A 21,261-nucleotide genomic window follows, 5' to 3' on the forward strand; every position below is an offset into this window, starting at 1 on the left:
CGGGTTCAGCGCCCGTCGGCCGGCGGCGGCGGGAAGGTCACCTCGAAGCCCCGGGCGTCGAGCTGGCGGATCGCGCTGGGGCGGCCCTGGTCGTCGAGCTCCACCAGCCCGATGCCGCTGCCGTTCCATAGCCGCTCGCCGGCCCGGGCCCGGTCCGGATCCCGCGGGCGGATGTGCATTCGCCGGCGCTTGGTGAACCAGTTGAGCGGCGAGCGCGGCGCGTAGAGCCAGCGGTTGGCGCGGTCGAACCAGTCCAGCAGGGTGTCGGGGAAGGCGTTCTTGAGGCCGCTGGAGGTGATCTGCCACAGCCGCGGGCCGGCGCGGCGGTGACGGATGCGGATGTCGTAGGCGAAGGAGTAGTGGACGTCGCCGGAGAGGATCACGTAGTGGCCGGGGGTGCGCGAGTGGCGGAAGATGTTGAGCATCACGCTGGCCGCGCCGCGGTGGGCCATCCAGTTCTCGGCGTCGACCAGCAGCGGCTTGCCGGCCAGGGTGAACAGCTTCTGGATCGCCTCGATCAGCTTGACCCCGAACATCGGCGCCGGCGAGACGATGATCGCCGAGGGCGCGTCCAGCAGCGCCTGCTGGAAGTCCGACAGCGCCTCCCAGTCCATCAGCCCCGAGGGGCGGCGCGGGCTGCGCTCGCTGCGCCAGCGCCGGGTGCGGGTGTCGAGCACCACCAGCCGGGGCGGCCCTGGGACCTGGAATTCCCAACCCTCGAAGCGCAGCAGCCGGTCGATGCAGGCGTCGTGGGTCTCGGCGGGCAGCCAGCCGTCGGCCTCGGCGGCCGCCTCGAGCAAGGCGCCCAGGTCGTCCAGGGGCGCGGCCAGCCGGTCCGGGTCGTTGCCCCAGCCCTGGCAGAGCAGGTAGCCGAGCAGGGCGTTGCCGATGATGCGCCGCGAGAAGGGATGGCCGTAGGCGGTGGCCTCCCAGTCGGCGGTGAGGTTCCAGTCGTCGGTGATGTCGTGGTCGTCGAAGATCATCAGCGACGGCAGGTGGGCCAGCAGCCGGGCGGCGGCGGGCAGTTCGGCGGCGAAGCGCTCGATGACCGCCGCCTCCGCCGCATAGTTCGCCGCGTCGGCGTCGGGCAGGGCGGGGGCCGGCGTCTCCACCAGCCGCCAGGGCACCGGCGACCACACCAGCAGGTACATGGCCATGACCTCGGCGAAGGTCATCAGGTGGTTGTGGGCGTGCGCCGAGGTGAACACCGGCTTGCGCACGCCGCCGAAGAAGCGCTCGCGCAGGTCGGCGCTGCTGGTCACGTCGGGCAGCAGCGCCTCGCGGTGGTAGTAGGTGGCCTCGGCGGCGTAGAGCGCCCGGCTGTCGGCGACGTTGGCGCCCTCCAGGGGCTCGTCGAACAGCCCCAGCCGGCGGATCAGGGCGTGGATGGTCGCCAGCAGCGGGCCGGCCACGTCGTCGGCGTAGATCTGGTCCCCGGTCATCAGCAGCCAGGCCGGCCAGGCCGCGGCGTCATCGCGGCGCTCGGCCAGCCAGGCATCGGCGCGTGCCAGGCCGTCGGGGCCGTCGTGATGCGGGCGGCGGCAGGAGCCGTGAAGCAGGCGGCGGTGGCCCTCGGCGAGCACGAAGGCCGGCCGTTTGGCGCCCTCGTGCAGCAGGTGGGGCGCCCAGTCGGCGATGCCGGCCTGGCCGTCTGCGGTGGCCAGGCGCAGGTCGTAGTCGATGCGCACGCCGGTGGGCAGCGGGGTCTCCAGGGGCACGTCGATCAGGTGCAGCACGGCGTGGCGGCCCAGCGGCAGGCGTCGCATCCGCCGCTCGTTCAGGCTCAGGCGGCGCGGGGCCTGCCCCTCGGGGTGCAGCAGCAGCTTGCCGTCCAGGGCCCGCGAGCCGACCAGCCACAGGCACAGGCGGTCCGGGGCCAGGCGGCGTAGCAGGGGCCCGGCGATCACGTCGGGGAGGGGGGCGTGGGCGGTGTCGGGGGACGTCATTGTCGAGAGCTGCTCCCTGGGGTCGGCCGGCGAAACGGCGAGCCTCGCGCTCGCCTGCCGCCATGGTAGCCGAGATGGCGGGGGCTCCGGGAGTCGTCGGGCGTTGGCGCGGGGCGCCGCGCCCCGCAGCGGCTACCAGTGGCGCGGATAGCGGCGGTGGTGGGCCAGGTTGTTGACCAGGATGGCGACCACCAGCATCACCGCGCAGCCCAGCCCCACCGGCATCAGCGGGAAGGCCCAGCCGAGGGCGTGGATCTCCGGGCCGCCGATGACCGCGATCAGGGCCGCCGCCGCGCCGGGGGGATGCACGGTATGGGTGAGCTGCATGACCAGCACCGCCAGCGACACCGCCAGCGCCACGCCGAGGGCCGTGGCGCCGACGAACTGGAACCAGGCCACGCCCACCAGCGCCGACAGCACGCTGCCGACCAGCACGTTGCGGGGCTGGGCGAAGGGGCTCTCGGGGGCGGCATAGATCAGCACCGAGGTGGCGCCGAAGGAGCCGACGATCAGCAGTTGCTGGGACAGCCAGTGGGTGTTCAGCCAGGTCACGGCGCTCATGCCGAAGAAGGCCCCCAGCCAGGACCAGGCGGCGTCGCGCCAGTCCGGCGCGGTGGGGCGATAGGGGCGCCCGCGCATAGGGTCTGGAGATTCTGCCAAGCCCCGGCAGGTTCGCAAAATATTTCCACGTTCGTGGCGTGCTAGGCTGGAAGCCGGTCACGGGAGGGAGACGCCCCATGGCACATCATCACGCTCATGGCGCTTCGGCGGGGGACAGCCAGCGTCGCCTGGGATGGGCCATCGCCCTTACCGGGACCTTCATGATCGCCGAGGTGGTCGGGGGCATCCTCTCGGGCTCGCTGGCCCTGCTGGCCGACGCCGGCCATATGCTCACCGACACCGCGGCGCTGGCCCTGGCCTGGTTCGCCGCCCGGCTCAGCCGGCGCCCGGCGGATCGGCGCCGGACCTACGGCTATCACCGGGTGCAGATCCTCGCCGCCTTCGTCAACGGCCTGACGCTGTTCGCCATCACGGGGTGGATCGCCGTGGAGGCCGTACGGCGGCTGTTCTCGCCGGTGACGGTGGCGGGCATGCCCATGCTGGTCATCGCCGCCCTGGGCCTGGTGATCAACCTGGGGGTGTTCGCCATCCTGCACCTGGGCGATCGCCACAACCTCAACGTGCGCGGGGCGGCTCTGCATGTGCTCGGCGACCTGCTGGGCTCGGTGGCGGCGATCGCCGCCGCCCTGGTGATCCTGGCCACCGGCTGGACGCCCATCGATCCGCTGCTGTCGCTGCTGGTGGCGGGGCTGATCCTGCGCGGAGCCTGGAAGCTGACCCGGGAATCGGGGCATATCCTCCTGGAAGGGGCGCCCCCGGAGCTTGACGTGGCGCGCCTGGAGCGGGAGCTGCCCGAGCGGCTGGCGGCGGTGCGCGACGTGCACCACGTGCATGCCTGGTCGCTGACGCCGGGGCGCCACCTGTTGTCGCTGCATGCCGCCATCGAGGACGGGGCCGACCGGGAGGCGACGCTGGTGGCGATCAAGGCGGAACTGCGCGAGCGCTTCGCCGTCGAGCATGCCACCATCCAGCTCGAGCGCGGCGGGCGTTGCGCCGATCTCGGCCCGCCGCCCGGCGGCGCGGAACGCGACGCCTGAGGCGGCCTACCAGAGCCCCAGATGGTCGATCAGGATGGCGGTGCCGATGCCGATCAGCACCACCCCGCCGAGCACCTCGGCGCGCTGGCCGATCAGCACCCCCAGGCGGTGGCCGAGCATCACGCCCAGGGTCGCCATCAGGGTGGTGGCGAGGCCGATGGCCAGGGCGGTGGCCAGGATGTTGACGTCCATGAAGGCCAGGCCGATGCCCACGGTGAGCGCATCGATGCTGGTGATCAGCGCGGTGGCGGCCACCAGCCACCAGGCGTGGCGCCCCCGCCGGGCGGCCGGGGCCTCGCTATCCGCCTGCGGGGTGGCCAGGCCGCCGAGGATCATGCGCCCGCCCAGCAGCAGCAGCAGGACGAAGACCACCCAGTGGTCCCAGGCGGAGATGTAGTGGGAGGCGCCGACGCCCAGTCCCCAGCCGATCAGCGGGGTGATGGCCTCCACCACGCCGAAGATCAACCCGGTGCGCAGGGCCTCGCGGAAGCGCGGGTGCTCGACGGCGGCGCCCTTGCCGATGGCGGCGGCGAAGGCGTCGGTGGACATGGAAAAGGCCAGCAGGGTCGTGGATAGCGGTGTCATGGGCGATATTCCGGGCCGGGCGGTCCACCACGACGACACGACGCGCCCGGCCTGGGGACGTCGTGCCGTCGATGGTCTCGCCCACCCCGGCGCGACGGCTTGCGTCGAGCGCTCGGGGCGCACCTGCCACGGCATCTGGCCGACTATGTTGACAGGCGCTCTCGCGCGGGCGGCGCGAGCCGGCTACTCCCCAACGAGGGCTGGATGGTCGGGGCGATAGGCGGGCCCCATGACCATGATGGCCGCAGCCTATCACCTCGCGGCGGCGGATGCATCCGCTCAGATCAGCTTGCTGTCGCGGCGCCGCTGCAGGCTCGCCGGGGGCGCCCAGCTGTCCGGGTCGGCGAGCTCCCAGTAGTCGCGGAACACCGGGTGGTGGGCCGCGCCGCCGGCGAGCAGTTCCTCCGGGGCGAGGAAGTCGAACAGGGCGTCCAGGCTCCGGACCTCGTGGCGGCTTACCCGGCGAATGATGTGCTCGGGGCCCAGCTCGGCGGGGTGGCGCAGGCCCGCGGCGGCGAGCATCTCGGCCAGCGCCGCCCGGGTGCTGGCCTGGTAGCGGCGTACCCGCTCGGCCTTGAGCGGCACGTCGAGGCGGCCGCCGCGGCCGGGATCCTGGGTGGCCACGCCGCTGGGGCAGCGGTCGGTGTGGCAGCTGCGGGCCTGGATGCAGCCCAGCGAGAACATGAAGCCGCGGGCCGCGTTGCACCAGTCGGCGCCCAGGGCCAGGGTGCGGGCGATATCGAAGGCGCTGATCACCTTGCCGGCGGCGGCCACGCGGACGCGCTCGCGCAGCCCGGCGCCCACCAGGGTGTTGTGCACCAGCAGCAGGGCGTCGGTCAGCGGCATGCCCAGGCGATTGACGAACTCCAGCGGCGCGGCGCCGGTGCCGCCCTGGCCGCCGTCCACCACCACGAAGTCGGGGTGCTCGCCCTCCTCGCGCATCGCCTTGACCAGGGCGAACCATTCCCAGGGATGGCCGATGGCCAGCTTGATGCCCACCGGCTTGCCGCCGGACAGCGCGCGCAGCCGGCAGACGAAGGCGATCAGCTCGCGGGGCGTGGCGAAGGCGCTGTGGGCGGCCGGGGAGATCACGTCGCGGCCCTCGGCGACGTCCCGGGCCGCGGCGATCTCGGCGGTGACCTTGGGGCCCGGGAGGATGCCGCCGTGGCCCGGCTTGGCGCCCTGGGAGAGCTTGATCTCGATCATCTTCACCGCCTCGTCGGCGGCCTGTTCGGCGAAGCGCCCGGGATCGAAGCGACCCTCGGCATCGCGGCAGCCGAAGTAGCCCGAGCCGATCTCCCAGACCAGGTCGCCGCCGCGGCGGTGGTAGCGTGAGATGCCGCCCTCGCCGGTGTCATGGTAGAAGCCGCCCGCCCGTGCCCCGTCGTTGAGGGCGCTGATCGCCTGGGGCGAGAGGGCGCCGAAGCTCATCGCCGAGATGTTGAAGACGCTGGTCGAATAGGGCTGCGGGCGATCGGCGCCGACGGTGATCCGGAAGTCGTCGCCGTCCAGGGGCGCCGGGGCCAGGGACGGGTTCATCCACTCGTAGCCGGGCGCCTGCATGTCGCGCAGCGAGCCGAAGGGCTGCTTGTCGATGGTGCCCTTGGCCCGCCGATAGACCAGGCTGCGCTGTTCCCGCGAGAAGGGGACCTCCTCGGTGTCGCGCTGGATGAAGTACTGGCGGATCTCCGGGCCGAAGGACTCCAGCAGGTAGCGCAGGTGGGCGGTCACCGGATAGTTGCGGCTGACCGTGTGGCGGCGCTGGCGCAGGTCGTGGGTGCCCAGGGCGGCCAGGCCGCCGAAGGCCAGCAGGCCGGCGGCCCAGCCCCAGGCGGGGGCGGCCAGCAGGCCGATCAGGCAGGCCAGGGCGGCCGCCAGGGTCAGGGCGTAGACCAGGAAGCGGCGGGGCAGTCGCGGCATGGGGCACTCCGTTGCGGCGGCAAAGGCCTCATTGCATGCCGCCCCCGGGGCGCTGTCAATCCGGCCGGCTCGACCAAGGCAGCAGTGACAGCCCCGGCGCCCCGGGCGACGCTGGAGGCCGGAAACCACAGGGAGGCTGTTCCGTGAGCGATGTCGCGACCTTCGATTACATCATCGTGGGCGCCGGCTCGGCCGGCTGCCTGCTGGCCAATCGCCTGAGCGCCGATCCGGGCACCCGGGTGCTGCTGGTCGAGGCCGGCGGGCGCGATCGCCATCCCTGGATCCACATCCCGGTGGGCTACCTCTACTGCATCGACAACCCGCGCACCGACTGGTGCTTCCGCACCGAGGCGACGGCCGGGCTCAACGGCCGCTCGCTGCTCTACCCCCGCGGGCGGACCCTGGGGGGCTGCTCGAGCATCAACGGCATGATCTACATGCGTGGCCAGGCTCGCGACTACGATCACTGGGCCGAGCTGACCGGCGACGACGCCTGGTCCTGGGCGCGCTGCCTGCCGGACTTCATGCGCCACGAGGATCACTACCGGCTGGACGCGGGCGGCGACGCCGACGGCGCCCATCGCGACTTCCACGGCCACGGCGGCGAGTGGCGGGTGGAGCGCCAGCGCCTGGGCTGGCGGGTGCTCGACGACTTCGCCGAGGCCGCCGTCCAGGCGGGCATCCCGCGCACCGACGATTTCAACCGGGGCTGCAACGAGGGGGTGGACTACTTCGAGGTCAACCAGCGCGGCGGCTGGCGCTGGAACACCGCCAAGGCCTTCCTGCGCGAGGCGGAGGAGCGCGACAACCTGACCCTCTGGCATTCCAGCCAGGTGCGGCGGCTGACCTTCGCCGCCGGGCCGGGCGGGCGGCCGCGCTGCACCGGGGTGCATGTCCAGGGCGGCGGCGGAGTGGTCGAGGCGGCCGCCGCCCGGGAGGTGATCCTCTGCGCCGGCGCCATCGGCTCCCCGCAGCTGCTGCAGTGCTCCGGGATCGGCCCCGAGGGCCTGCTCGCCGAGCACGGCATCCCCCGGATCAAGGCGCTGCCGGGGGTGGGGGAGAACCTCCAGGACCACCTGCAACTGCGCGCCGTCTACCGGGTCGCCGGCGCCGAGACGCTCAACACCCTGGCGGCCACCTGGGCCGGCAAGGCGCGCATCGGCCTGGAGTACCTGCTGCGGCGCTCGGGGCCGATGAGCATGGCGCCTTCCCAGCTGGGGGCCTTCACCCGCAGCGATCCCGGCCGGCCCCATCCCAACCTCGAGTATCATGTCCAGCCGCTGAGCCTGGAGGCCTTCGGCCGGCCGTTGCACGACTTCCCGGCGATCACCGCGAGCGTGTGCAACCTCAACCCGACCAGCCGCGGCACGGTGCGCATCGCCTCCCGGGATCCGGCGGCGGCGCCCCGCATCGCGCCGGACTACCTGAGCACGGAGGCGGATCGCCGGGTGGCCGCCGACTCGCTGCGGGTCACGAGGCGCATCGTCGAGCAGCCGGCCTTCGCCCGGTACGCCCCCGAGGAGATCAAGCCGGGCATCGCCTGCCAGAGCGACGAGGCGCTGGCGGAGGCGGCCGGGGACATCGGGACCACCATCTTCCATCCGGTGGGGACCACCGCCATGGGGCGCGACGACGACCCCATGGCGGTGGTCGACGCCCGCCTGCGGGTGCGCGGCGTGGACGGCCTGCGGGTGGTGGACGCCGGGGTGATGCCGTCCATCACCAGCGGCAACACCAATGCGCCGACCCTGATGATCGCCGAGAAGGCCGCCGGCTGGCTGTGCGGCCGACGGTAACCGGATCGTCATCCCCGGCAAATAGTGTTTGACCTGCGCCCCCGATGGGCGCATGCTGCCTGCAGTAGGTTGGCAAGTCGCACATCGCAAGTGGTCATCGAAGGCTCGTTAGCGTCGGTCGCCCGGTGAAAGTTTCTTGTTATACCCACTGCAACTCGGGTATTTCCCGGCTCTACATCACGCTATTCGAGGAATTCGAAAAATGGCTACCGGTACCGTCAAGTGGTTCAACGACACCAAGGGCTACGGCTTCATCTCTCCGGACGACAACGGTGACGACCTGTTCGCCCACTTCTCCGAGATTCAGGCCGACGGCTTCAAGTCCCTGCAGGACGGCCAGAAGGTCTCCTTCGACGTCACCCAGGGCAAGAAAGGCCTGCAGGCGTCCAACATCAAGGTCATCGACTAAGCGTCGAGCGTCGACCTGATGCGCCGCCCTCGGGCGGCATGGCGGGGCCCGCGAAAGCGGGCCCCGCTTGCGTTCGGGTGGCCTCCGCAAATTTCTTTTTCGTATAAATGAATTTCTAAAAATAACTTTTTAGAATATGTGGCGGGCGGCACAATGGGCGGGTTCTCCGTTTTCCCTGGAATGCCCATGTCGCCGGACGCCTGGATCTCGCTCGTCGTCGTCGCCGCCGTCTTCCCGCTGATGGCCCTGACCCGCATCGGCCCCGACATGGTGCTGATGGGCGCGCTGGTCCTGCTGATCGGCCTGGGCGTGGTCGCGCCCGAGCAGGCCCTGGGCGGCTTCTCCAGCAGCGGGCTGTTCACCGTGGCCTTCATGTACGTGCTGGTGGCCAGCATCCGCGAAACCGGCGGCATCGACCTGATCATCCGCTATGTGCTGGGGCGCCCGCGGGGCGAGCGCCGGGCCCTGGCCCGGCTGGTGCTGCCGGTGGCGCCGCTCAGCGGCTTCCTCAACAACACTCCGGTGGTCGCCACCTTCATCCCCGCGGTGCTCAGCTGGAGCCGACGGCTCAACCTGCCGGCGCACCGCCTGCTGATGCCGCTGAGCTTCGCGTCCATCCTCGGCGGCACCATCACCCTGCTCGGTACCAGCACCAACCTGGTGGTCCACGGCCTGCTCATCGAGCGCTACCCGTCGCTGGCCATGGGGCTGTTCGACATCGCCTGGGTCGGGGTGCCCGTGGCCGCGGTCGGCGTGGCCTACCTGCTGCTGGTCGGGCATCGCCTGCTGCCGCCGCGCCAGGGCGCCGCCGAGGTCTTCGAGAACCCCCGCGAATTCACCATCGAGATGGAGGTGGATCCCGCCGGTCCCCTGGTGGATCGGACGGTGGAGGAGGCCGGCCTGCGCCACCTCCAGGAGCTGTTCCTGGTGGAGATCGAGCGCGATGGCAACGTGGTCAGCGTGGTGGGGCCCGGCGAGCGGCTCAAGGGCGGCGACCGGCTGGTCTTCGCCGGCACCTCCGCCGGCGCCGTGGAACTGCAGCAGATCCGCGGCCTGGTGCCCTCGCATCCGGGCGAGTCGAGCCTGCAGAAGGACTTCAAGGAGCGCCGCCTGGTGGAGGCGGTGGTCTCCGACCAGTGCCAGTTCATCGGCCGGCGGATCCGCGACGGCCACTTCCGTACCCTCTACGGGGCCGCGGTGCTGGCGGTGTGCCGCGGCGGCGAGCGGGTGGCCGGCAACCTGGGCCAGATCCGCCTGCAGCCGGCCGACGTGCTGCTGCTCGAGGCCCGCCCGCCGTTCATCGAGCGCCACCGCCAGTCCCGGGACTTCCTGCTGATCAGCCAGGTCAACGGCTCGGCGCGGCCGGCCCACGAGCGGGCCTGGCTGGCCTGGAGCATCCTCGCCGCCGTGGTGCTGCTGGCCTCCACCGGCCTGACCAGCCTGCTCAACGCCGCCATGCTGGGCGCGGCGGCCTCGGTGCTCAGCGGCTGCTGCAGCATCGGCGCCGCCAAGCGCGGCCTCGACACCCAGGTGCTGCTGACCATCGCCGCCTCCTTCGGCCTGGGGGCGGCCCTGGAGGCCAGCGGGGCGGCCGGCGTCCTGGCCGGGATGGCCATGGGGCTGGTCGATGGCAACCCCTGGTGGCTGCTGATCGGCACCTACCTGGTGGTGGCCCTGCTCACCGAGCTGGTGACCAACAACGCCGCGGCGGTGATCACCTTCCCGGTGGTGATCGCCGGGGCCGAGAGCCTGGGCGTCAGCCCCATGCCCTTCGTGGTGGCGGTGATGTTCGCCGCCTCGGCCAGCTTCCTGACGCCCATCGGCTACCAGACCAACCTGATGGTCTACGGGCCCGGCGGCTACCGGCTGGGCGACTACCTGCGGGTGGGCGCCCCCCTGAACCTGCTGACCGCCGGGGTGGCGCTGGGGCTGATTCCGCTGGTCTGGCCGTTCTGATCCCCTCGCCGCGGGCGGCGCTTTGCGCTAGGGTGTCGCTTTTGTCCGCGGAGACGACCCCATGAGCGCACCCGACGAGCTGATCATCGAGCCCGGCGACGGCCGCCCGGCCGACGCCTGCGTCTTCATCCTTCACGGCCTGGGCGCCGACGGCCACGACTTCGAGCCGCTGGTGCCGGCGCTGGGGCTGCCCGACTCGCTCGCCGTCCGCTTCATCCTGCCCCATGCGCCGCGCCTGCCGGTGACCATCAACGGCGGCATGGTCATGCCGGCCTGGTACGACATCAAGGAGATGAGCCTCGACCGCCGGGTCGACGAGGCGCAGCTCAAGGCCTCCGCGGAACGCATCCAGGGCCTGGTGCGCGAGCAGATCGAGCTGGGCATTCCCGCCGAGCGGATCATCCTTGCCGGCTTCTCCCAGGGCGGCGCCGTGGCCTATGAGGCGGCGTTGACCTTTCCCCATCGGCTGGGCGGCCTGCTGGCCATGTCCACCTACCTGGCCACCGCCGACAGCCTGGAGCCGGCCGAGGCCAATCGCGACCTGCCCGTCGAGATCCATCATGGCCACCTCGACCCCGTGGTGCCCGAGGCCCTGGGCCAGGCCGCCCGCGGCCGGCTCGAGGCCCTGGGCTACCCGGTGCGCTATCGCCAGTACCCCATGGCCCATGCGGTCTGCCCCCAGCAGGTGGCGGACATCGGCCGCTGGCTGGCCGAGCGCCTGGCGAGCTGACGGAGCCCGGGCATGGAGGCGGCTCGCGAGCCCCGCGCCCCGGGGGCGACATGGCGGACCGTGCTGCGCTGCGCCCGCCCCAACTTCCTGGTGCTGGCGCCGCTGTGCGTGCTCCTGGCGATCCTCGTCGCCCGCCTCGAGGGCCATGCGCTCGGCGTCGGCGAGGCGCTGGCGGTGCTGGCCGGCGCGCTGCTGGCCCACGCCGCGGTGAACCTGCTCAACGAGCACCACGATCACGCCAGCGGCCTGGACGCCACCACCCGGCGCACGCCGGTCTCCGGGGGCAGCGGGGCCCTGCCGGCGCATCCGGCGGCGGCGCCTTGGGTGCGTCGCGCGGGGCTGGTCTGCCTGGCCGGGGTGATGACCATCGGCGCCTGGGCGCTGTGGCGCTCGGGCCCGGCGCTGCTGGCCTACGGCCTGCCGGGGATCGTCCTGGTGGTGGCCTACACGGGGGTGCTGACGCGGCGCCCGCTGCTCTGCCTGCTGGCGCCGGGGCTCGGCTTCGGCCCGGTGATGGTGGCGGGCAGCCACCAGGCGCTGATCGGCGAGCCGTCCTGGACGGCGCTGGTGGTCGCCCTAGTGCCCGGCCTGCAGGTCAGCGCCCTGCTGCTGCTCAATCAGCTGCCGGACATCGACGCCGACCGCCGGGTCGGACGCCACCACCTGGCGATCGTCCTGGGGCCGCGGCGTGCCGCCCGGCTGGCCGCGGGCCTGCTGGTGGCGGCCTACCTGGTGGTGCCGGCGGGCATCGCCGCCGGTGGCCTGCCGGCCTGGAGCGGGCTGGCCTGGCTGCCGCTGCCGGCCCTCGCCGGGCTGGTCATCGGCCTGTGGCGCCTGCCCGACGCCCCCGACGCGACGCGGCTGGTGGCGCTGCTGACGCGCAACGTCATGCTGCTGCTCGGCACCCTGGCGCTGCTGGCTCTGGGGCTCTGGCTGGCCGGGTAGTCCGGCCTAAGTCTATCTCGACGCGGCGCCGCGGTGGCGACATCATGGGGGCAGCCCCTTCATCCGTTGCCAGCCAGGACAGCCCCATGACCCAGTCTTCCTTCGCCCCCCTGCCCGATGACGCCGGCTACTTCGGCCGCTTCGGCGGCCAGCTCATCCCGCCCGAGCTCAAGCGGGTGATGGACGAGATCGCCGCCGCCTATGACGAGATCCGCCAGCGGGAGGACTTCCAGCGCGAGCTCGCCGACCTGTTCGCCGACTACGTGGGCCGCCCGAGCCCGATCTTCCATGCCCGCCGCCTCTCCGAGCGTTTGGGTGGCGCCCAGATCCACCTCAAGCGCGAGGACCTGAACCACACCGGCGCCCACAAGATCAACCACTGCCTGGGCGAGGCGCTGCTCGCCAGGTTCATGGGCAAGACCAAGGTGATCGCCGAGACCGGGGCCGGCCAGCACGGGGTGGCGCTGGCCACCGCCTGCGCCCTGGTGGGCATCCCCTGCGAGATCCACATGGGCCAGGTGGACATCGAGAAGGAGCATCCCAACGTCACCAAGATGAAGATCCTCGGCGCCGACCTGGTGCCGGTGACCCGGGGCACGGCGACCCTCAAGGACGCCGTGGACAGCGCCTTCGAGGAGTACCTCAAGGATCCCCGGCGCTATATCTACGCCATCGGCTCGGTGGTGGGCCCGCATCCCTTCCCGAGGATGGTTCGCGACTTCCAGTCGATCATCGGCCGCGAGGCCCGGGAACAGTTCCAGGCCCGGCATGGCCGCCTGCCCGACCAGGTGGCGGCCTGCGTGGGCGGCGGGTCGAATGCCATCGGCATGTTCACCGCCTTCCTCGAGGACGCCGAGGTCAAGCTGGTCGGCGTCGAGCCGGCCGGCGAGGGCCTGGACACGCCCCGCCACTCGGCGACCCTGACCCTGGGCAGGCCAGGCGAGATCCACGGCATGGCCTGCTACGTGCTCGAGGACGAGGCCGGCCAGCCGCTGCCGGTGCATTCCATCGCCTCGGGGCTCGACTATCCCGGCGTGGGCCCGCAGCACAGCTACCTCAAGGAGCAGGGACGGGTGGACTACGTCAGCGCCACCGACGACGAATGCCTGGACGCCTTCCTGACCCTGTCCCGGGTGGAAGGCATCATCCCGGCGCTGGAGAGCGCCCACGCCGTGGCCTGGGCCATGCGCACCGCCCCGACCCTGTCGCCGGACCGGCACCTGCTGGTCAACCTCTCCGGGCGCGGCGACAAGGACGCCGACTACGTCGCCGCGCACCTGGGCCTCTAGGCGACGCCGCGCCGCTGCCGATCCCCGGACGATGGGCTAGGGTGTAGGGGGAGACTGTCGCCCTCTCATCGCAAGGAGCCCCAAGGATGCGGGGATTGTCCTGGTTGACGGGCCGCCGCCGTGGCGGCGAGCCCGAGGCCTCGCTCGCGGCCGAACTGCTCGCGCACTTTCCCGGCGCGGCCCTGTGGCTGGATGCCGACGGCGTGATCCGCGAGGCGGCCCCGGGGCTGGCGGCCTGCCTCGGCCATGCCCCCGAGGCCGTGGTCGGGCGTCGCCTCACCGTGCTCGACGAGGCCCCCCTGGACGGCGAGCTGGCCCGCGGCCTGGCCCGGGTCGCCGCGCACGGCACCCCTTGGCGAGGCCTGGTGCGCTGCCGGCATGCCGAGGGACACGGGCGCTACCTGGACGTGCTGATTCGCCCGGCCCGCCCGGAGCGAGGCCGGCCGCGGCTGCTGGCGGTGATGCAGGACGTCGACCCCCTGGTGGCGCCGGCCCGTCAGGACGCCCGCCGGCTGCGGGTGCTGGAGGACAGCCTGGGCCGGCTGCCCGGGGCGGTCTTTCGGCTGCGACAGGACGCCCGGGGCCGGCTGCGCTTCGATCACCTGGCCGGCGAGGTTGCCGCGCTCTGCGACCTGGACGCGGAGGCCCTCGTCGCCGCGCCGCGGCGCCTCCTGACGGGGGCCTTCGAGGCCGATCGCGAGGCGCTGTCCGCGTCGCTGGCCCGCTCGGCGGTGGCCCTCGCGCCCTGGCACGAGGCGTTTCGCTGGGGAGCCGGCGAGCGCTGGCTGGAGGTCCGGGCGCGGGCGTGGCGGGACACGGAGGGCGAGACCGTCTGGGACGGCTGGCTGGAGGACATCACCGAGCGCAAGCGGGACGAGGCGCGGCTCCGCCGGCTGATCACCACCGATACCCTGACCGGGTTGCTCAACCGCCGCGGCTTCATGGCCAGCGGACGGGCGGTGCTGGCCCATGCGGCCCGCTTCCGGCGGCCGGTGGCGGTGACCATGCTCGACCTGGATCACTTCAAGGCGTTGAACGATGCCCATGGCCATGCGGCCGGGGATATCGCCCTGCAGGAGTTCGCCCGCCTGTGTCGCGACTGCCTGCGGCCCTATGACCTGGTCGCCCGGGTCGGCGGCGAGGAGTTCGCGGCCATGCTGGCCGACGGCGATGCCGAGGAGGCCCGGCAGGTCTTCGAGCGCCTGCGCCGCACCGTGGCCGATGCCGAGATCGTGCTCGGCGGCGAGACCCTGCATGTCACGGTGAGCCTGGGGCTGGCCTTCGTGCCGCCGGGGGGCGATCTCGACGAGGGCCTGACCCGCGCCGACCGGGCGCTCTACCGGGCCAAGCAGTCGGGGCGCAATCGCCTGGTCGGGCCGGCGGCGGCGGGGGAATGACTGGCCTCTCGCGGGGGCTCTGGGTCAGGATAGGGGCGACGCATACCCGAAGAGGAGGAACCGATGTCTCTGTCCGAGGATTTTCGCCTGCCGGTGGCCTGTCCCGCCTGCGGCAGTCACCTGATGCGGGTGTCCCGGGTCCGCAACCCCGACGATCGCGTGCACTGTGCCTCCTGCCAGCGGTTCGTGTGCCTCTACCACGAGGCCCAGACGGTGCTCCAGAAGGGGCCCGGCAGCGACAGCGAGGCGCTTATCGAGGCCGCGGTCAACCGCGGCCCCTGAGCGGTCGCCGCGACCAGGCGGGCCGGCGCCCTTCGGCGCCGGCCCGCGTCGTTCAGGGTGGAACGTCGGTAACGGCTCAGAGCAGCTCCTCGCCGGCCAGCGCCAGGCGCGAGCGCTCCACGCTCTTGAGGGTGACATGGCCGGCATGGGGCCAGTCACGGAAGCGTTGCACCACCGCCGCCATGCCGCAGGTGTTGGCGGTGAGGTAGGGGGTATCGATCTGCCCCACGTTGCCGAGGCAGACGATCTTGGTGTTGCGCCCGGCCCGGGTGATCAGGGACTTGAGCTGCTTGGGCGTGAAGTTCTGGGCCTCGTCGATGATCAGGAAGGTGTCGTTGAGGGTCCGGCCGCGCATGAAGCCCGGGGCGCGGATCTGCACCCGGGAGCCCAGCAGTTGGCGCGTGGCCTCCTGGTCCCAGCTGGTGCTGCCGTCGTGCTCGTCGCGCAGCAGGTTGTCCATGTTGTCGTGGAAGGCCCCCATCCAGGGCGACATCTTCTCCTCCTCGGTGCCGGGCAGGTAGCCGATGTCCTCGCTCATCGAGATCGGCGCCCGGGTGAACACCACCCGTTCGAAGCGCTTGGCGTCCAGGGTCTGCTGGAAGGCAGCGGCCAGGGTCATGAAGGTCTTGCCGGTGCCGGCGCTGCCGGCGATGGTGACCAGGTCGACGCCGTCGTCCATCAGCAGGTTCAGGGTGAAGTTCTGCCGGCTGTCGTGGGCGTGCACGCCCCAGACGCTGGCGCCGTGGCGATAGTTGGTGAGCAGTTCCAGGACGGCATGCTGTGGGCCGAGTTCGCGGATCACTGCCTCGAAGCTGGCGCCGTCGTCGCTGTCGGAGACCAGCATGCCCAGGTGCCAGTCGGCGGGGATCTCGCCGGCCAGGCGATAGACGACCTTGCCGCCGTCCACGCGGTCGACCTTCACCTCGACCCGGAGGCTTTCCCACAGGCCGCTGCCGTCGTGGCCGGCGTCCGGATAGATGCGGGCGCCGCCGAGCATGGCGTCGCTGTCGTCGAAGGCGCGGTCGGTGAGGTAGTCCTCCACCGGCACGCCTACCGCCGCGGCCTTGACCCGCAGGTTGATGTCCTTGGTGACCAGGATCACCGAGGCGTCGGGGCGCTCGTCGCGCAGCCGGCAGGTCTCGGTGAGCAGGCGATTGTCGGGGTTGTCCTCCAGGTGGTCCGGGGTCTCGAGGTCGTCGTAGCAGAGCAGCCGCAGCCGGCCTTCGGGGCCCGACAGGCGGGGGATGGGAATGCCGTCGCGGATCTGGTCGAGATCGACGTTGGCGGTGAGGTCCGAGAGGGTCCGGCTGACCTGCCGGGCGGTGCGGGCGATCTCGCGGATGCCGTTCTTGTGCTTGTCGAGCTCCTCGAGCACGGTCATGGGGATCACCACTTCGTGCTCATCGAACTGGTAGAGGGCGGCGGGGTCGTGGATCAGGACGTTGGTGTCCAGCACGTAAAGCCGGGTGGCCTTCTTGTCGATGCGTACCATCGGCGCAGCTCTCCTGATAGTCACCGGATCGACGTCAACAGTAGATGACGCCTCGATGTCGACACTGTCAGCGCGGGGTGTCAGTTCCGTGACAGGCGCGACGTGCAGGGCTGGGGATAGTGTCGGGATCACCTCCGTTCTTCATGGGACCGTCACAAGGGGCGTTCGTCTCCAGCATGGCCCAATCCCGCTGCTTTGCACAATTCAACGCTTGCCCAGCGCCACCCGGCGGTCGCTCAGGCCAGGATCATGACCCGGTCGTCGTCGAAGCGGACTGCCCAGGTGCGCAGGCGGACCCTCTCGTCCTCGAGGCACCGGCCGTCGGCGAGGCGGAAGTGCTGCTTGTAGAGCGGCGAGGCCACCACCGGCTCGCCGTCCAGGTCGCCGACGATGCCGCGGGCGATGACGTTGGCGTCGGCGAAGGGGTCGTGGTGATCCACGGCATAGAGCTCGGTGTCCTGGCCGGGCAGGTAGAAGAGCGCCACCTGGGCCGGGCCATCGGCGGTCTCGAGCCAGGCGGCGACGCCGGAGTGGGGGACCAGGTCGTTCCGGGTGCACAGGGGCTGCCAGGTCGGAGTCAGGGTCGGGGCTGTTGCGGTTGCGTGAGTCATGGGTAAGTTCCTTGTTCGTTCAGGGAGCGTAATAGTTGGCAACGTCGCCTTTGGCAGAGCGATAGACGCCGGTCTGGTCACTCGGGGCTGATCCGTCGACAGGTCCCGGGGTGCCGGACCACCGAGGAGGCGCTGTGAACCCCTCCCTTGGCGTAGGACCTCCTCTTCGACCTGTCCCCGGCGCCCCTCGTTGGCAGGCCTCGCCGCGGGCTGGCCCCATGACGGCAACAGGGTCGCCAGCGGCAGCGAGACGGCCGGTCAGGCGGGCCGGAGCTGGCCGCGCTCCTCGGTCACGATGATGTCCGGGTCGGGACGCGCGTCGTTGACGAAGCTGCGGAAGCGCTTGAGCTTTTCCGGGTCGTTGATGGCGCCCGCCCACTCGCACTCGTAAGCGTCGATGACGGTGCGCATCTGCGACTCGAGCTCGTCGCCTATCCCCAGGCTGTCCTCGAGCACCACCTCCCTGAGGTAGTCCAGGCCGCCCTCCAGGTTCTCGCGCCACACCGAGGTGCGCTGCAACCGGTCGGCGGTGCGCACGTAGAACATCAGGAAGCGATCGATGGCCTGGATCAGCTGCGCGTCGTCCAGGTCGGTGGCCAGCAGCTCGGCGTGGCGCGGGCGCATGCCGCCGTTGCCGCACACGTAGAGGTTCCAGCCCTGCTCGGTGGCGATCACGCCGACGTCCTTGCTCTGGGCCTCGGCGCACTCGCGGGTGCAGCCGGAGACCGCGAACTTGAGCTTGTGCGGCGAGCGCAGGCCCTTGTAGCGGTGCTCGAGCCGGATCGCCATGCCCACGCTGTCCTGCACGCCGTAGCGGCACCAGGTGCTGCCCACGCAGGACTTCACGGTGCGCAGCGACTTGCCGTAGGCGTGGCCGGTCTCGAAGCCGGCCTCGATCAGCTCGCCCCAGATGTCGGGCAGATCCTCGAGGCGGGCGCCGAACAGGTCGATGCGCTGGCCGCCGGTGACCTTGGTGTAGAGGCCGTACTGCTGGGCGACCCGGCCGAGCACCACCAGCTTGTCCGGGGTGATCTCGCCGCCGGGGACACGCGGCACCACCGAGTAGGTGCCGTTCTTCTGCATGTTGGCCATGAAGGTGTCGTTGGTGTCCTGCAGCGGGATGTGCGCGGCGTCGGTGATCGGCTCGTTGAAGCAGGAGGCCAGGATCGAGGCCACCGCCGGCTTGCAGATATCGCAGCCCAAGCCTGGCGACTGTGGAGAGCCGTGGCCGTGGCGGTCGATCAGCTCGCCGAAGGTCTTGATGCCCTCGACGCGGACGATGTCGTAGAGCTCCTGGCGGGTGTGGGCGAAGTGCTCGCAGATCGACTGGTCGACCTCCACGCCGCGGGCCTCGAGCTCGTGGTCGACCACGCTCTTGAGCAGCGCCGCACAGCCGCCGCAGCCGGTGCTGGCGCGGGTGGAGCTCTTCACGGCCCCCAGGTCGGTGGCGCCGGCATCGAGGGTCTCGCAGATCGCGCCCTTGGTGACGTTGTGGCACGAGCAGATGGTGGCACCGTCGGGCAGGGCGTCGGCACCCAGCGTCGGCGCGCCCTCGGTGGAGGGCAGGATCAGCGAGGCCGGGTCCTCGGGCAGCTCCAGGCCGTTGGCGTAGTACTGCATCAGGGTGTCGTAGTACTCGTTGTCCCCCACCAGCATGGCGCCGAGCAGCTTCTTGCCGTCGCTGGAGACCACCAGCTTGCGGTACTCCTGCTTGATCTCATCCAGGTAGCGGAAGGTCCGCGCGCCGGGGTTCTGGTTGCCGTGGGCATCGCCGATGGCGCCCACGTCGACGCCCAGCAGCTTGAGCTTGGTGCTCATGTCGGCGCCCTCGAAGGTCAGCTCTCCGCCCAGCAGGGTGTCGGCGGCGGCCTTGGCCATCTGGTAGCCGGGGGCCACCAGGCCGAAGATGCTGGCGTTCCACAGCGCCACCTCGCCGACGGCGAGGATCGCCGGGTCGCTGGTCAGGCAGCGGTCGTCGATCACCACGCCGCCGCGCTCGCCCATCTCCAGGGCGCAGTCGCGGGCCAGCTCGTCGCGGGGCCGGATGCCGGCGGAGAACACGATCAGGTCGGTCTCCAGCACCTTGTCGTCCTGGAACACCATGCGATGGAAGCTGGCCTCGCCATCCTCGATGTGCTGGGTGGCGCGGTCGGTGAGCACCTGCACGCCCAGGGACTCGATCTTCTCGCGCAGCAGCTCGCCGCCCTCGGCGTCGACCTGCATCGGCATCAGCCGCGGGGCGAACTCGACCACGGCGGTGTCGAGCTCGAGGCCGCGCAGGGCGTTGGCCGCCTCCAGCCCCAGCAGGCCGCCGCCGACCACCACGCCGGTGGTGGCGTTCTCGGCCGCCGCGCGGATGGCGTCCAGGTCGTCCAGGGTGCGGTAGACCAGGCAGTTGTCGCGCTCGTGGCCGGGGATCGGCGGCACGAAGGGATAGGAGCCGGTGGCCAGTACCAGCCGCTCGTAGGGGTAGCGACCCTGGGCGGTGACTACCTCGGCCTTGTCGCGGTCGATGGCGGTCACCGTCTCGTCGAGGCGCAGCTCGACGCCGCCCGCGGCGTAGAAGTCGGCGTCGCACAGGGCCAGCGACTCGGCGTCGCGGCCGGCGAAGTACTCGGAGAGGTGGACGCGGTCGTAGGCGCGATGCCGCTCCTCGCCGAACACCGTGATGCGGTAGCGCTCGGTGGCGCCGCGTTCGATGAATTGCTCGACCAGATGGTGGCCGACCATGCCGTTACCGATGATGATCAGCTGCGGTTTTTCGGGACTGGGCTGGTTCATGCGGCCTCCTCCTGCAGGGGGCTTTTCATGGTTGGATTCGGCGTCGTGGAAGTCGGATCGTCGAGAAGCGGGGTGGCGTCGCTGGCACCGAACAGCAGCGCCTGGCGACAGGCGCTCAGGTCGCGGCCGGCCAGCGACTGCTCGAAATACCAGGGGCCGGCGGCGGTGTCGCCGTAGAGCACGGCGCCCTCGAGGCGGCCGTCACGCAGCAGCAGGCGCCGGTAGTCGCCGTGATCCGGATCGTGATAGGTCAGCACCTCGTGGTCGTCGTCGGCCTCGATGGAGCCGAAGGCATACAGCGACACGCCGCTGACCTTGAGCTTGGTGGCGGTGGGCGCCTCCACGTAGCCGTCAGAGCTTTCGCCGGCCAGGTGGGCGGTGAGCACCTCGACCTGGCGCCAGATCGGCTCGACCAGCCCATAGGTGCTGCCCTCGAACTGGCAGCACTCGCCCAGGGCATGGATCGCCGGGTCGGAACTGGTCAGGTGGGCGTCGACGACCACCGCGCGGTCGACCTCGAGGCCGGCCGTGCGGCCCAGCTCGGCATTGGGTGCGATGCCGATGGCCACCACCAGGCAATCGGCGGGCAACAAGCGGCCATCGGCCAGACGGGCGCCGGTCACATGGCCGTCGTCGTCGGCCTCCAGGCGATCGAGCCGGCCGCCGGTGATGATCTCGAGCCCGCGGCTCGCGAGCTCGTCCTCGAGCAGGCCGGCGGCGGTGGCGTCGAGCTGACGGTTCATCAGCCGTGCGTCACGCTGGACGACGCTCACCCTCATGCCGCGCTTGCGCAGGCCCTCGGCGGCCTCCAGGCCCAGCAGGCCGCCGCCGATCACCACCGCGCGCCCGTCGCCACGGGCCCGGGAGCAATCGACCAGCGCCGCGGCGTCATCGAGATCGCGGAAGGCATGAACGCCATCGAGCTCGAGGCCGGGAATCGGCGGCATGGCCGGCCGCGACCCGGTGGCCAGCACCAGGCGGTCGTAGCCGAGTTCGCGGCCGGCATCGGTGATCACCCGCCGGGCCTGCCGGTCGATGACCTCGACCCGCTCGCCGAGCACCAGCTCGACGCCGTGTGCGGCGTACCAGTCGGCGTCGCGCAGGGTCAGCGCCTCGCGCTCCATCTCGCCGGCCAGCAGCGGCGAGAGCAGGATGCGGTTGTAGGCGGGGCAGGGTTCCTCGCCGATCAGGGTGATGCGGCGGGGGGCGCCGTCGCGGCGGACCAGGCCTTCGACCAGACGCTGGCCGGCCATGCCGTTGCCGACGATCACCAGGTGATCGATGGGGCAGGCCGCCGCCTGAGGCCGTATGGAGTCATCGGGGCACATGGGATTCCCTCCTGAAACGCGGAAGACGCCTCGACGCTCCCCGGCTGTGGGGAGCATGGAGACGTCTTCGTCTGGCATTCGATGTGCGATCGCCGTTGACCGCCGGGGCCGGGGGCCCTTCGTTCGCTCAGTACCA

At 71.5% G+C, this 21,261-nt stretch carries 17 protein-coding genes; 9 read left to right on the forward strand and 8 right to left on the reverse strand.

What is annotated here, in order from left to right; all coding sequences use genetic code 11:
- Positions 1-5 precede the first annotated feature (5 nt).
- Together QC818_RS11535 and QC818_RS11540 are read right to left on the reverse strand one after the other, a co-directional pair.
- Entirely contained in the window at positions 6-1,946 is a 1,941-nt protein-coding gene (locus tag QC818_RS11535; protein ID WP_309653011.1) for a metallophosphoesterase family protein, read from the reverse strand.
- A gap of 132 nt (positions 1,947-2,078) precedes the next feature.
- Positions 2,079-2,585 (reverse strand): HPP family protein, encoded by a 507-nt coding sequence (locus tag QC818_RS11540; RefSeq protein WP_309653012.1) that lies wholly within the window; start codon positions 2,583-2,585, stop codon positions 2,079-2,081.
- Between the two features lie 98 nt (positions 2,586-2,683).
- Between QC818_RS11540 and QC818_RS11545 the strand changes: the two genes are divergently transcribed.
- Positions 2,684-3,604 carry a cation diffusion facilitator family transporter gene (locus QC818_RS11545; RefSeq protein WP_309653013.1) on the forward strand — a complete coding sequence of 307 codons (921 nt, stop codon included), beginning with the start codon at positions 2,684-2,686 and terminating at the stop codon, positions 3,602-3,604.
- Between the two features lie 6 nt (positions 3,605-3,610).
- On the opposite strand, the gene mntP is transcribed toward QC818_RS11545, so the two are convergent.
- Together mntP and QC818_RS11555 are read right to left on the reverse strand one after the other, a co-directional pair.
- Positions 3,611-4,189, reverse strand: a complete 579-nt coding sequence (gene mntP / locus QC818_RS11550) for a manganese efflux pump MntP (RefSeq protein WP_309653014.1) — start codon at positions 4,187-4,189, stop codon at positions 3,611-3,613.
- Between the two features lie 279 nt (positions 4,190-4,468).
- The gene (locus QC818_RS11555; RefSeq protein ID WP_309653015.1) at positions 4,469-6,109 is read right to left on the reverse strand and encodes an FMN-binding glutamate synthase family protein; all 1,641 of its coding nucleotides are present in this window, start codon (positions 6,107-6,109) and stop codon (positions 4,469-4,471) included.
- Positions 6,110-6,252: 143 nt separating this feature from the next.
- Between QC818_RS11555 and QC818_RS11560 the strand changes: the two genes are divergently transcribed.
- The 8 genes from QC818_RS11560 to QC818_RS11595 all read left to right on the forward strand — a co-directional run bounded on the left by QC818_RS11560 (position 6,253) and on the right by QC818_RS11595 (position 14,913).
- On the forward strand, positions 6,253-7,905 hold the full coding sequence (locus QC818_RS11560) for a GMC family oxidoreductase (protein WP_309653016.1): 1,653 nt from the start codon (positions 6,253-6,255) through the stop codon (positions 7,903-7,905).
- Between the two features lie 202 nt (positions 7,906-8,107).
- Complete coding sequence (locus tag QC818_RS11565; RefSeq protein ID WP_183388258.1) at positions 8,108-8,314, forward strand: cold-shock protein; 207 nt, start codon at positions 8,108-8,110, stop codon at positions 8,312-8,314.
- Positions 8,315-8,500: 186 nt separating this feature from the next.
- Positions 8,501-10,270: an SLC13 family permease gene (locus QC818_RS11570; protein WP_309653017.1), complete on the forward strand. Its 1,770-nt coding sequence runs from the start codon at positions 8,501-8,503 to the stop codon at positions 10,268-10,270.
- A 61-nt stretch (positions 10,271-10,331) separates the two neighbouring features.
- Positions 10,332-11,000: an alpha/beta hydrolase gene (locus QC818_RS11575; protein ID WP_309653018.1), complete on the forward strand. Its 669-nt coding sequence runs from the start codon at positions 10,332-10,334 to the stop codon at positions 10,998-11,000.
- A 12-nt stretch (positions 11,001-11,012) separates the two neighbouring features.
- Positions 11,013-11,945, forward strand: coding sequence for a prenyltransferase (locus tag QC818_RS11580; protein WP_309653019.1), 933 nt, complete (start codon positions 11,013-11,015; stop codon positions 11,943-11,945).
- An 86-nt stretch (positions 11,946-12,031) separates the two neighbouring features.
- Complete coding sequence (gene trpB, locus QC818_RS11585) at positions 12,032-13,234, forward strand: tryptophan synthase subunit beta (RefSeq protein ID WP_309653020.1); 1,203 nt, start codon at positions 12,032-12,034, stop codon at positions 13,232-13,234.
- 95 nt (positions 13,235-13,329) lie between these two features.
- The gene (locus tag QC818_RS11590) at positions 13,330-14,631 is read left to right on the forward strand and encodes a sensor domain-containing diguanylate cyclase (RefSeq protein WP_309653021.1); all 1,302 of its coding nucleotides are present in this window, start codon (positions 13,330-13,332) and stop codon (positions 14,629-14,631) included.
- Between the two features lie 63 nt (positions 14,632-14,694).
- Positions 14,695-14,913 (forward strand): hypothetical protein, encoded by a 219-nt coding sequence (locus tag QC818_RS11595; protein ID WP_309653022.1) that lies wholly within the window; start codon positions 14,695-14,697, stop codon positions 14,911-14,913.
- A gap of 76 nt (positions 14,914-14,989) precedes the next feature.
- Here QC818_RS11595 and QC818_RS11600 read toward each other — a convergent pair whose 3' ends face one another.
- The 4 genes from QC818_RS11600 to QC818_RS11615 all read right to left on the reverse strand — a co-directional run bounded on the left by QC818_RS11600 (position 14,990) and on the right by QC818_RS11615 (position 21,125).
- Positions 14,990-16,405, reverse strand: coding sequence for a PhoH family protein (locus QC818_RS11600; protein ID WP_309653023.1), 1,416 nt, complete (start codon positions 16,403-16,405; stop codon positions 14,990-14,992).
- Between the two features lie 236 nt (positions 16,406-16,641).
- Positions 16,642-17,016 carry a nitrite reductase small subunit NirD gene (gene nirD, locus QC818_RS11605; RefSeq protein WP_309653024.1) on the reverse strand — a complete coding sequence of 125 codons (375 nt, stop codon included), beginning with the start codon at positions 17,014-17,016 and terminating at the stop codon, positions 16,642-16,644.
- A 258-nt stretch (positions 17,017-17,274) separates the two neighbouring features.
- Positions 17,275-19,797: a nitrite reductase large subunit NirB gene (nirB, locus tag QC818_RS11610; RefSeq protein WP_309653025.1), complete on the reverse strand. Its 2,523-nt coding sequence runs from the start codon at positions 19,795-19,797 to the stop codon at positions 17,275-17,277.
- Entirely contained in the window at positions 19,794-21,125 is a 1,332-nt protein-coding gene (locus tag QC818_RS11615; protein WP_309653026.1) for an NAD(P)/FAD-dependent oxidoreductase, read from the reverse strand. The genes nirB and QC818_RS11615 overlap by 4 nt, the downstream gene beginning before the upstream one ends.
- Between the last annotated feature and the right edge of the window lie 136 nt (positions 21,126-21,261).

This window comes from Halomonas koreensis, assembly GCF_031451675.1.
In the GTDB taxonomy this organism is placed as follows: Bacteria; Pseudomonadota; Gammaproteobacteria; order Pseudomonadales; family Halomonadaceae; genus Halomonas; species Halomonas koreensis.